Genomic DNA, 11,730 nt, shown 5'->3' with positions numbered 1-11,730 from the left:
AGCCGATGCCGCGCCGGGTTCAAGTGCGGGCGGCCAATGCCCGTTGCGCAAATATCGCTGGACAGGGGGCGACGTGCTTGGCACCCGATGGAAATTGCTTTGGGGGAGCGGTGCGTGACGGACGAAATGGCGGTCGGGAACTATCGGGCGCAGGGGCATCTTTCCATCGGTGAGGCGGTGAAATCCGTGCCGCGTGCGTTGCGCCGCGATGGCGGGACCCTGCTTGCGCTCGCGCTCATTTTCGGTGTCGTGCCTGTGTTTGTGTGGAGCCTGTTCGGCGCAGGGTTGGCGGGCGGGGCCGGCGATGAGGGCGGGTACGGCATCATCGGCGCGGCGGCGATCGCCTATCTCGTGAACCTCGCGTCCTATCTCCTGGTTCAGGCCGCTTTGGTGCAGGCGAGCTACCGGTCGCTGCGGGGCGAGCGCACGGCTTTCGGGCAGAGTATTGCAAGTGCTGCCTCGGTCGTGCTGCCGCTGCTCGGTTTCCTTATCCTCTATCTGCTTGGCGTTTTTGCCGGGTTCATGCTGTTCCTCGTGCCGGGGATCGTGCTGGTCGTCATGTGGTCGGTCGCGGTTCCCGCCCTCGTGCTCGAACGCAGCGGCGTAATCGGGGCATTCGGCCGCAGCCGCCGGCTGACGAAGGGGCATCGCTGGTCGATTTTCGGAATGTTCCTGCTGCTCTTCGTGGCGGCGATGGTCGGGGGCGGCATTTTGGGCGCCGCGGTCCTGCTGTTCATGGATGTGCCGAACGCCGCGTCCGGATCGAGCCTGTGGGTTGCCGCCGCGATCGATGCGTTGATTACCGGCCTCGTCAACATGGTTGGCGCGATCCTCGTCACCGCGCTCTTCATGCAATTGCGCGCGATGGAGGAGGGCCCCGATATGGCGGAGCTGGAGGACATCTTTTCCTGAAACCCGGCTTTGGGCCATCGTTAAAGTGAAAAGCGCCGCATCCCCCGTCGGGGTGCGGCGCTTTTCCTTGGCTCGGATAGTGCGATCAGCCCAGCATCATCAGGCTGGCATTGCCCCCGGCCGCGGTGGTGTCGATGGAGGTGGACACCTCCTCCAGCATCCAGTCCACGTGCCATGCCCCCCCTTCGAGGCATTCGCGCGGGGTCGCCGCCTGCGTCAGCAGGATCGGCCCGTCCATCTTCGCGATTTCGCGTTGGAGTTCCTTCACCCTCTCGGCGTCGCCTTCGATGAGTGCGCCGGCAAAGCCGAGCCCCAGATCCTGCGACACGTGGCGCCGCACGCTTTGCGGCAGATCGGCGGGAAGCTTCACCTCGCTGTCGAAGACCGCCACGCCGCCCGCCGCGATCACGGCGGCAAGCTGACCCAGCATGCCGCGCCGCGTTTCGGGCAGGCACAATATGCGGCCCCGGCTATGCAGGGCATAGAGGTTCTGCTCGCCCACCGGGCCAGGCAGTTCCAGCTCCACGCCGAGCGCCGATTGCCAGCCATAGGTCTTGGCCCGGCGCGCGGTGCCCTGTTCGCCGTTCTGATGCAGCCATTTGCCGTAATCGAGCAGGGCCGTATCGCCGCGCACGGCAAAGGGATGCTCCATCACCGGCGGGTTCTTCACCAGCCGGCGCAGATAGAGCGGCCCGCCCGCCTTGGGCCCGGTGCCCGAAAGCCCGCGGCCGCCGAACGGCTGCACACCCACGATGGCGCCGATCTGGTTGCGATTGACATAGACATTGCCGACCCTGATCCGCTTCACCACATGGGCGACGCGTTCGTCCATCCGCGTGTGCAGGCCGAAGGTCAGACCGTAGCCTGTATCGTTGATCGCATCGATCATCCTGTCGAGTTCATGCGCCTTGAACCGCACGACATGCAGGACGGGGCCGAACACCTCGCGCGTCAACATCGCCATGTTGTCGATCTCGATGATCGTGGGCGCGACGAACGTGCCATGGGCGGTATCGTCCGGCATGGAAAGCCGGTGCACGCGGCACCCCTTGGCTTCCATTTCGGCGATGTGCTTTTCGATGCCGTCCTTCGCCTCGGCGCTGATGACCGGGCCGATATCGTTGCCGATCCGGTCGGTCGATCCGATCCGCAATTCCTTCAACGCGCCCTTCAACATGTCGAGCGTGTTGTCCGCGATCGAATCCTGCAGGCACAGGACGCGAAGCGCCGAACACCGCTGACCCGCGCTGTCGAATGCGGAACCGATGACATCGCCGACGACCTGTTCGGGAAGCGCGGTGGAATCGACGATCATCGCGTTCTGCCCGCCGGTTTCCGCGATGAGCGGGATCGGTTTGCCTTCGGGCGAAAGCCGGTCGGCGAGCTGTTTTTGAATGATGCGCGCGACTTCGGTGGAGCCTGTGAACATCACGCCGGCCACCTCGGGCGAGCCGATGAGCGCGGCGCCCGTTTCGCCGAACCCCGGCATCAGTTGCAGCGCATCGCGGGAGATGCCCGCCTCGTGCAGCATGCGCACCGCTTCGGCAGCGATGAGCGGCGTTTCCTCCGCCGGTTTCGCGACGACCGTGTTCCCGCCGATCAATGCGGCGGCCACCTGCCCGGTGAAGATCGCCATGGGGAAGTTCCACGGGCTGATGCAGACGACAGGGCCGAGCGGCTTGTGCCCTTCGTCGAAAATTTCACGCGCGTGCATCGCGTAATAGCGCAGGAAATCGATCGCCTCGCGCACCTCGGCAATGCCGTTGAGCACGGATTTGCCTGCCTCCCGCACCAAAAGGCCGAGCAGTTCGGGCATGCGTTCCTGCATCGCGTCGGCCGCGCGTTCGAGCATTTCGGCGCGGGTGGAAAGCGGCACCTCGTTCCATTTCGATGCCGCCGCCCGCGCCATCGCCGCCTCCGCGATTTCGGGCGATGCGACCCGCATGTGGCCCACCACGTCGCGATGATCGGCGGGGTTCAGCACCTCGACCGGGTCGCTGGTGTCGCCGTCGGCAAAGGCGGTCCAACTGCGTTTGGCGCTGGCGATCATCGCATCGGTCATGGCGGCAAGGTCACGCTCGTCCGAAATGTCCAGCCCTTCGGAATTGCGCCGCTCGCCGTAGATATCCTTCGGCAGCGAGATACGGTCGTGCAGGCGACCCGGCATGGGCATGTCGCGCACGATCTTCACCGGATCGACGACCAGTTCTGACGCCGGAACCGCGGGATCGGAAATGCGATTGACGAAGGACGAATTCGCCCCGTTTTCGAGCAGGCGCCGCACCAGATAGGCGAGCAGCGTTTCATGCGTGCCGACCGGTGCATAGATGCGGCACGGCCGGTTCAGCTTGTCCGCACCGACGACCTGTTCATAGAGCGGTTCGCCCATGCCGTGCAGGCACTGAAACTCGTAATCGCCGAACTGGAAATCGTCCGGTCCCGCCATGTGGTAGATCGCGGCCAATGATTGCGCATTATGCGTCGCAAATTGCGGGAACACGACATCCTTGTGTTCGAGCAGCTTCTTCGCACACGCGAGGAAGGACACATCGGTGTGCAGCTTGCGCGTGAACACGGGAAAATCGTCCAGTCCTTCGACCTGGCTCTGCTTGATCTCCGCGTCCCAATACGCGCCCTTGACCAGCCGGATCATGATGCGGCGGTCGGACCGTTTTGCAAGGTCGATGATCCAGTCGAGCACGTAGAACGCCCGCTTGCCAAACGCCTGCACCACGAAACCCAGCCCGTTCCACCCGGCCAGATCGGGATGCACGGCCAGCGATTCCAGAATGTCGAGCGAGAGTTCGAGCCGGTCCGCTTCTTCCGCATCGATGTTGAGGCCGATGTCGTAATGTTTCGCAAGGCGCGCGAGTTCGACCACCTTGGGCAGCATCTCGTCCATGACGCGATCCGCCTGCGCCCGTTCGTAGCGGGGGTGGAGTGCCGACAGCTTGATCGAAATGCCCGCGCCTTGGTAGATGCCGCGCCCGTTCGCCGCCTTGCCGATGGCGTGAATGGCGGTTTCGTAATCGCGATAATACCCTTCCGCGCCCTTCATCGTGGCGGCGGCCTCGCCCAGCATGTCGAAGCTGTAGGAAAATCCCTTCTTCTCCATGCGGCGTGCGCGTTTGAGCGCCTCGTCGATATCCTCGCCGGTGACGAACTGTTCGCCCATCATGCGCATCGCGATGTCGACCGATTTGCGGATGACCGGCTCGCCCACACGCGCGACCACGCGGGTCAGCGCATTGGCCAGCCCCTTTTCGGTCAGGCCCTTTGGTCCCACGCTCCCCGTGAGATGGCCGGTGAACATGAGGCCCCAGCTCGCCGCATTGATAAAGAGCGCCTTTTCCTCCCCCACGTGGGAGCGCCAGTTCCCGCCCGAAATCTTGTCCCGGATGAGAGCGTCGCGCGTCGCCGCATCCGGCACGCGGAGCAATGCCTCGGCCAGGCACATCAGGGCGACGCCTTCCTGCGTGGACAGGGAAAATTCCTGTACCAGCCCCTCGACCCCCGAAGGCTTGCGCGCCTTGCGCAGCCCCATCACGAGGTCATAGGCGGTGTCCTGCGCGGCCTGACGCTGCACCTTGGGTCGGCGCGCGTATTCGAGCAGGGGTTGCAGGCAATCGGGCTCGGCACAGCGATAATGGTCGGTGATACGCCGCCGCAGCTCGGATTGTTCGCGGACGGGCGGGGCGAAACGGGTGAACGCCTTATGGCCTGCGATCACGGCATGATCGCTCGTCTCCCCGGATCCGGCCTCGTCCAACGGTTTTTGGGTCCGGTCGGCGGCGGGGGCGTCGCTCTCACGCAGGGTATCCTGGGTGTCGCGGTTCAGGCGGTCGATGGATTCGGAAGTGTGCATGTAGGTCATAATAGCCAATTCAATGCACGGCGTATGGCTTATTTCCTTCCCCCCCGCACAGTTAAGCCCTATCTGGCCACAATGACCCCACCTGCTAGACCAAATGGCACACGTCTTGCCGAGGACACAGTCGATCTGGACGCGTTCGACCACAAGATACTGGCCGCCTTGACCGCCGACGGTCGCATGTCGGTAAGCGAGCTGGCCCGGCAGATCGGCCTGTCGAAAACGCCGTGCCAGATCCGTTTGAAACGGTTGCAGGATCTGGGCGTGATCACGGGCTTTCGCGCGATCGTGGACCTTGCCCGGCTGGGCCGCGACCACGTCACTTTCGTGGAGCTGAAGCTGTCCGACACGCGGGAGCCGGCGATGGTCGCGTTCAAGGCCGCGGTCAGGCAGCTGCCGGAGGTGGAGGAATGCCACATGATCGCCAGCACGTTCGACTTCCTGCTCAAGATCCGCACCCGCGACATTCAGGAATATCGCAAGGTGCTGTCCGAACGCATTTCCGCGCTGCCCCATGTGTCCAGCACGTCGACATTCGTTGCGATGGAAACGATTTGCGACTTCTCCCGATAAGGGGCGATGCGCTATGCACGGCGCATGTTCATCAGCACATTCGATTTGTTCAAGATCGGGGTCGGCCCGTCCAGTTCGCACACGATGGGGCCGATGTCCGCCGCCGCCGCCTTTGCCGCCGTCGCGCCGCCCGACACCGCGCGGGTGGAAACGCGGTTGTTCGGCTCGCTCGCGCTCACGGGGAAGGGGCATGCCACCGACCGCGCGGTGCTGCTCGGCCTTTCGGGGCAGACACCGGCGGAGATCGACCCGGACGAGGCGGAGCGTATCGTCGCCCGCGTGCGCGAGACAGGACGCCTGCCGCTCGATAACACGCGCGACATCGCATTCGACGAGGATGCGGACCTGCTGTTCCTGCAAAAGGAGCGGCTGACCTTTCATTCCAACGCCATGCGGTTCACGGCCTTCGATGAGGACGGCGCCGAGTTGCGCAGCGACGTGTATTATTCGATCGGCGGCGGCGCGATCCTGCACGAGGACGAGGTGGGCCGGAATGCGCCGGTCGATCTTGCCGGCGACGTGCCGAATGCGTTTTCGTCCGCACGCGAATTGCTGGCGCTGGCCCGCGAAAACCGCACCAGCATCGCCGATCTCGTGCGCGAGAACGAGGAAAGCCTGCGTTCGCCGGACGAGATCGGGCGGCGGCTGGTCGAAATAGCCGATGCGATGACGGCGTGCATCGAACGCGGCATGCATACCGAGCTTCGCGAATTGCCCGGCGGATTGAAAGTGAAGCGCCGCGCCCCCTGTATCCGCGAGGCGTTGATGCAACGGCAGGAACGCGCGCTGGCCGATCCGCTCACCGTGATCGACTGGATCAACCTGTGGGCGCTCGCCGTGAACGAGGAGAACGCCGCCGGTGGCAAGGTGGTGACCGCGCCGACCAATGGCGCGGCCGGGATCGTGCCGGCGGTGCTACGTTATTACGAGCGTTTTTCCCCGAATTCGAGCCGGCGCGGGGTGGAGGATTTCCTCCTCACCGCCGCCGCGATCGGCTCGCTGTTCAAGGAAAATGCCAGCATTTCAGGCGCCGAGGTCGGGTGCCAGGGCGAGGTCGGCGTTGCCTGCTCCATGGCGGCGGCGGGGCTTGCCGCCGCGCTCGGCGGCACGCCGATGCAGGTGGAGAACGCGGCCGAAATCGGCATGGAACATAATCTGGGCCTGACCTGCGATCCTGTCGCGGGCCTCGTGCAGGTGCCGTGCATCGAGCGCAATGCCGTCGGTTCGATCAAGGCGGTGGAGGCGGCGCGGCTCGCCCTGCTCGGCGATGGGACCCACCGCGTAACCCTCGACGAGGTGATCGAGACCATGCGCAAGACCGGTCAGGACATGATGGAAATCTACAAGGAAACCTCGCTCGGCGGGCTGGCCGTGAATGTCGTGGAATGCTGATACGCTGACCATGGCGCAAAGAGGTTTCATATGATACTATAGCGCGGTAGACGCAAAGAGCGCCGCGGGCGAGCGGGGAAACCTTTCGCCACAGGCGCGTTGGGCAAGGAGGATCACGATGACCACGCCATTCCAACTCAGCCGCATTCACCACGTCGCCTATCGCTGCAAGGACGCGAAGGAGACGGTCGAGTGGTACGAGCGCATGCTCGGCATGAGGTTCAAGAGCGCTTTCAGCGAGGACAAGGTCCCCTCCACCGGCGAAGACGACCCATACATGCATGTCTTCCTCGATTGCGGGGGCGGCAATGTGCTGGCCTTCTTCGAACTGCCCGGACAGCCCGACATGGGCCGCGATGAAAACACACCCATGTGGGTGCAGCATCTCGCGTTCGAGGTGCCCGACATGGACGCGTTGCTCGCCGCGAAGGACCATCTGGAGGCAGAGGGCGTCGACGTGCTCGGCCCGACTTTCCATGGCGTTTTCAAATCGATCTATTTCTTCGATCCGAACGGGCACCGCGTCGAACTGGCCTGCAACATCGGCACCGACGAACAATATGCGGAACTTGAACGGGTCGCTCCACTCATGCTGGATGAATGGTCGCGTACGAAGCGTGCACCCCGCCATGCCGCATGGTTACACGAGGAACCTGAAAAGCAATGACTGATACGGATTTCACCCACGACCCCGCCGCGAAAAGCTGGGTCGAGAGCGCGAACGATCACCCCGATTTCCCGGTACAGAACCTGCCGCTCGGCATTTTCGCGCCGCCCGGAAAGGAGAAGCGTGGCGGCGCCGCCATCGGGGATGAGATTCTGGACATCGCGGCGGTTGCCGATCTGCTCGACGGCGATGCGGTACAGGCCGCGAAGCTGGCGGGGCAGGATACGCTGAACGCGCTGCTGGGTTGCGGCCCGGCGTCGGCGCGCGCATTGCGCCGGGGCTTGTTCGGCCTTTTGACGGACGAGAGCCGGGCCGCCGACGTGCGTCCCCACCTTTACGCGGCAGACGATTGCACCATGCATGTGCCCGTGACGGTCGGCGATTATACCGATTTCTACACCGGCATTCACCACGCCATGAATATCGGGAAGCAGTTCCGGCCCGACAATCCTCTCCTGCCCAATTACAAGCACGTGCCGATCGGCTACCACGGGCGCTCGTCCTCGATCCGCGTATCGGGCGCGGAGGTCACGCGTCCGGTCGGCCAGAAAAAGCCATCGGAAGACGGCGGCACCCCCGGTTTCGGGCCGGCCGCCCGGCTCGATTACGAAATGGAGATGGCGATCTGGATCGGGAAGGGCAACGATCTGGGCCAGCCGATCCCGATAGCGGAGGCGAGCGAACACATCGCCGGCATGTCGATCCTCAACGACTGGTCCGCGCGCGATCTCCAGGCGTGGGAGTATCAGCCGCTCGGTCCCTTCCTCGCCAAGAATTTCCATAGCTCGATCTCGCCCTGGATCGTGACGGGCGATGCGCTCGCCCCGTTCCGCACGGCGCAGCCCGCCCGGCCCGATGGCGACCCGCAGCCGTTGCCCTATCTCACCGATGAGGCGGATCAGAATTCGGGCGCCTATGCCATCACGATGGAGGTTCTGCTGACCACCCCCACCATGCGCAGCGCGGGCGCCGAACCGCACAGGCTGAGCAAGGGGCCGATGACGGCGATGTACTGGACCGCGGCGCAGCTTGTCGCGCATCACTCGGTCAATGGCTGCAACCTAAGGCCCGGCGATCTTCTGGGCACCGGGACCTTGTCGGACGCCGATGACGACACGATGGGCAGCCTCATGGAAATCAGCCGCGGCGGCAAGCAGCCGCTCGAACTGCCCAATGGCGAGACGCGTTCGTTTCTGGAGGATGGGGACGAGATTATCATGCGTGCCTATGGCGAAACGGATGGTGCCGTACGCATCGGGTTCGGCGAATGCCGCGCGGTCATCGGCCCCGCACCGGAGATACGCGCATGACCCCGCCCGAACTGATCCTCCACGGTTACTGGCGTTCCGGCACCAGCTATCGCACGCGTATCGCGCTGGAGCTCAAAAGGCTGGAATACGGGCAGGTCACGCATGATCTGCGCACCGGGGCGCACAGGCTGGAAACGTATCGTTCGATGGCGCCGCAAGGGTTGGTGCCCGTGCTGGAAGAGGGGGAGTATTACCTCCCCCAAAGCCCGGCGATCCTCGAATTCCTCGAAGAACGCTATCCCGAGCCGCCGCTTTTGCCGACCAATCATTACGAGCGGGCGACGGTGCGCGCGATGTGCGCGGTCATCGGGTGCGACATTCATCCGCTCAACAACCTGCGCGTGATGAACGCCATTCGCGACGATCTCGGCGCCGATGACGATGCGGTAAAGGCATGGGTGACCAAATGGATGGCGAGCGGTTTCGAAGCGCTTGAGGAAATGGTCATCAAGCACGGCAACAAATACGCGTTCGGCAATTCGCCGACGATGGTCGAATGCTATCTCGTGCCGCAGGTCTATTCGGCCGAGCGTTTCGACGTGGACATGACACCCTATCCCAAGCTTATGCGCGTTGTCGAACATGCCCGCAACAATGCGCAGATTGCCGCGGCCCATCCCGACCGCCAGCCCGACGCCGACTGAATGATAGCGCCGGTTCGCCGCATGCGTGGCAAACCGGCGCCCGTCCTGCCTCAGGCCGCTTCTGCCTTCCTGCGCAGACGCCATGCGTGCAGCAGCGGTTCGGTATAGCCGGAAGGCTGCGCCGCCCCTTCGACGATCAGCGCGCGTGCGGCGCGATAGGCGTGGCTGCTGTCCCAGCGGCCCGCCATCGGTTCGTAGAACGGATCGCCCGCGTTCTGCGCATCGACCTTTACGGCCATGCGGCGCAGGGCGGCGTCGATATCGGCCTCGCTACATACCCCGTGCATGAGCCAATTCGCCAGTGCCTGCGATGAAATGCGCAGGGTGGCGCGATCCTCCATGAGGCCGATATCGTTTATGTCGGGCACCTTGGAGCACCCGACTCCCTGATCGATCCATCGCACGACATAGCCCAGGATGCCTTGCGCATTATTGTCGAGTTCGCGCGCGATTTCGTCGTCGGACCAGTTGCGCCCATCGGCCAGCGGCACGCGAAGCAGGTTTTCGAGCGGGGGGATGCCCTCCTGTGCGATCTGCTCGCGCCGGGCGAACACGTCGACGCGGTGGTAATGGATGGCGTGCAAGGTCGCGGCGGTGGGGGAGGGGACCCACGCGGTATTCGCCCCCGTCATGGGATGGGCGATCTTTGTCTCCAGCATGTCGGCCATGCGATCGGGCATCGCCCACATGCCCTTGCCGATCTGCGCCTTTCCGTCGAGCCCGCAGGCAAGCCCGATGGCGACATTGCGCCGTTCATAGGCGTCGATCCACTCTGCCGCCTTCATCTCGCCCTTGGGCACCATGGGACCGGCGTGCATTGCGGTGTGGATCTCATCGCCGGTTCGGTCGAGGAACCCTGTATTGATGAACACGATCCGGTGGCGCACCGCCGCGATGCAGGCGGCGAGATTGGCGCTCGTCCGGCGTTCCTCGTCCATGACGCCGACCTTCATCGTATGGCGCGGCAGGTTCAGCATGTTTTCCACCGCGTCGAACAGGCGGTTGGTAAAGGCGGCTTCTTCCGGCCCGTGCATCTTGGGCTTCACGATATAGATGCTGCCCGTGCGGCTGTTCGTGATGGCCGGATTGCCGAGCCGTTTGAGATCGTGCAGCGAGCACAGCGCGGTGATCGCGGCATCCATCAACCCTTCGGGCACGTCGGACCCATCGGGCAGGCGAATGGCCGGATTGGTCATGAGATGGCCGACATTGCGGACGAAGAGCACGCTGCGCCCGGGCAGGGTGAACGCGCCATCGAGCCCGGTATATTCACGGTCGGGGGCGAGCGTGCGGCTCGCATCCTTTCCGCCTTTCCGGAAATGCGCGGTCAATTCGCCGCGCATCAGGCCGAGCCAGTTGGCATAGGCGGCGACCTTGTCCTGTGCATCGACGGCAGCGACCGAATCCTCCATGTCGACGATTGTGGTGATCGCCGCCTCCATCACGATATCGGCAATGCCCGCCCTGTCGGTCCGGCCGATGGGGTGATCGCGGTCGACGACGATCTCGATATGAAGACCGTTATGCCGCAGGAGCCAGCCTTTGCCGCGCCGCCCCCGCAATTCCCCTTTTCTCAGGGCGGGTTCGCTCCCGTCCCAATCGGCCCATGACCCCGTGCGCAACGGCACCGTTTCGTCGAGGAACGCCCGCCCCGCCGCGATCACTTTGGCGCCGCGCGCCGCGTCATACCCGCCCGGCTCCGGCGTGCCGGGCAGCGCGTCGGTGCCATAGAACGCATCGTACAGACTGCCCCAGCGTGCGTTGGCGGCATTGAGCACGAACCGTTCGTTGAGCACCGGCACGACAAGTTGCGGCCCCGCCATGGTCGCGATCTCCGGATCGACGTTCCGGGTATCGACGGCAAACGGTGCCGGCTCCTCAATGAGATAGCCGATCTTGTGGAGAAATTGCATGTAAGCCTGGGTGTCGATTGGCTCGCCACTGCGGGCCGCATGCCATTCGTCGATGGCCCGTTGCAACGTGTCGCGCCGGTCGAGCAGGGCGCGGTTGACGGGCACCAGCTCGTCCAGCATTGCGGCAAAACGTTGCCAGAAGGTATCGGCGTCGAGGCCGGTTCCGGAAAGGGCGCGGGTTTCGACGAACTCGGCAAGCTCCTTCGCCACGTCCAGCCCGGCACGCGGTACGCGCCCGTTGTTCGTGCCGGTTCTCTCCATCGTGTTCTGCTGCGTCATCGCCCTTCTCCTCCTGCCTGTTGCCGGAGGGGGTAGGGGGTCGGCGGCATCGGCGAAACCGCCGACCTTGTGCTTTTGCGTAAAGGCGGGCCGTCGTGCTTGTAAGATTTGCACCTGCCGCGGGCCGGTGCGCGGCCGATGCCGCTTGCCAAGGGGGGCGGCGGCGCGG

8 protein-coding genes are annotated in these 11,730 nt (G+C 64.3%); 6 read left to right on the top strand and 2 right to left on the bottom strand.

Translation table 11 applies throughout. The features are described 5' to 3' along the window. Positions 1-87: 87 nt before the first annotated feature. The gene (locus tag K4G67_RS06055) at positions 88-912 is read left to right on the top strand and encodes a DUF7847 domain-containing protein (protein ID WP_239805488.1); all 825 of its coding nucleotides are present in this window, start codon (positions 88-90) and stop codon (positions 910-912) included. A gap of 85 nt (positions 913-997) precedes the next feature. On the opposite strand, the gene putA is transcribed toward K4G67_RS06055, so the two are convergent. Then, complete coding sequence (gene putA / locus K4G67_RS06050) at positions 998-4,639, bottom strand: bifunctional proline dehydrogenase/L-glutamate gamma-semialdehyde dehydrogenase PutA (protein ID WP_420830004.1); 3,642 nt, start codon at positions 4,637-4,639, stop codon at positions 998-1,000. 219 nt (positions 4,640-4,858) lie between these two features. On the opposite strand from putA, the gene K4G67_RS06045 reads away from it, so the two are divergent. The 5 genes from K4G67_RS06045 to maiA all read left to right on the top strand — a co-directional run bounded on the left by K4G67_RS06045 (position 4,859) and on the right by maiA (position 9,369). Further along, a complete protein-coding gene (locus tag K4G67_RS06045; protein WP_239805486.1) occupies positions 4,859-5,356 on the top strand; it encodes an Lrp/AsnC family transcriptional regulator in 498 nt (165 codons plus the stop codon). Positions 5,357-5,380: 24 nt separating this feature from the next. Beyond that, a complete protein-coding gene (locus tag K4G67_RS06040; protein WP_239805485.1) occupies positions 5,381-6,748 on the top strand; it encodes an L-serine ammonia-lyase in 1,368 nt (455 codons plus the stop codon). Positions 6,749-6,866: 118 nt separating this feature from the next. Next, complete coding sequence (locus K4G67_RS06035; RefSeq protein ID WP_239805484.1) at positions 6,867-7,415, top strand: VOC family protein; 549 nt, start codon at positions 6,867-6,869, stop codon at positions 7,413-7,415. Continuing rightward, positions 7,412-8,725, top strand: coding sequence for a fumarylacetoacetase (gene fahA, locus K4G67_RS06030; protein ID WP_239805483.1), 1,314 nt, complete (start codon positions 7,412-7,414; stop codon positions 8,723-8,725). Before K4G67_RS06035 ends, fahA begins: the two co-directional genes overlap by 4 nt. Beyond that, positions 8,722-9,369: a maleylacetoacetate isomerase gene (maiA, locus tag K4G67_RS06025; protein ID WP_239805482.1), complete on the top strand. Its 648-nt coding sequence runs from the start codon at positions 8,722-8,724 to the stop codon at positions 9,367-9,369. Before fahA ends, maiA begins: the two co-directional genes overlap by 4 nt. A 50-nt stretch (positions 9,370-9,419) precedes the next feature. On the opposite strand, the gene K4G67_RS06020 is transcribed toward maiA, so the two are convergent. Continuing rightward, positions 9,420-11,561, bottom strand: a complete 2,142-nt coding sequence (locus K4G67_RS06020) for a malate synthase G (protein WP_239805481.1) — start codon at positions 11,559-11,561, stop codon at positions 9,420-9,422. Between the last annotated feature and the right edge of the window lie 169 nt (positions 11,562-11,730).

The organism is Croceicoccus hydrothermalis (assembly GCF_022378335.1).
GTDB lineage: Bacteria > Pseudomonadota > Alphaproteobacteria > Sphingomonadales > Sphingomonadaceae > Croceicoccus > Croceicoccus hydrothermalis.
This window is presented reverse-complemented; position numbering and strand designations above follow the sequence as displayed.

Coding starts and splice junctions, on each gene's coding strand:
- K4G67_RS06055 (WP_239805488.1), top strand. CDS start 88: ATGGAAATTGCTTTGGGGGAGCGGTGCGTGACGGACGAAATGGCGGTC.
- K4G67_RS06045 (WP_239805486.1), top strand. CDS start 4,859: ATGACCCCACCTGCTAGACCAAATGGCACACGTCTTGCCGAGGACACA.
- K4G67_RS06040 (WP_239805485.1), top strand. CDS start 5,381: ATGTTCATCAGCACATTCGATTTGTTCAAGATCGGGGTCGGCCCGTCC.
- K4G67_RS06035 (WP_239805484.1), top strand. CDS start 6,867: ATGACCACGCCATTCCAACTCAGCCGCATTCACCACGTCGCCTATCGC.
- fahA (WP_239805483.1), top strand. CDS start 7,412: ATGACTGATACGGATTTCACCCACGACCCCGCCGCGAAAAGCTGGGTC.
- maiA (WP_239805482.1), top strand. CDS start 8,722: ATGACCCCGCCCGAACTGATCCTCCACGGTTACTGGCGTTCCGGCACC.
- K4G67_RS06020 (WP_239805481.1), bottom strand. CDS start 11,561: ATGACGCAGCAGAACACGATGGAGAGAACCGGCACGAACAACGGGCGC.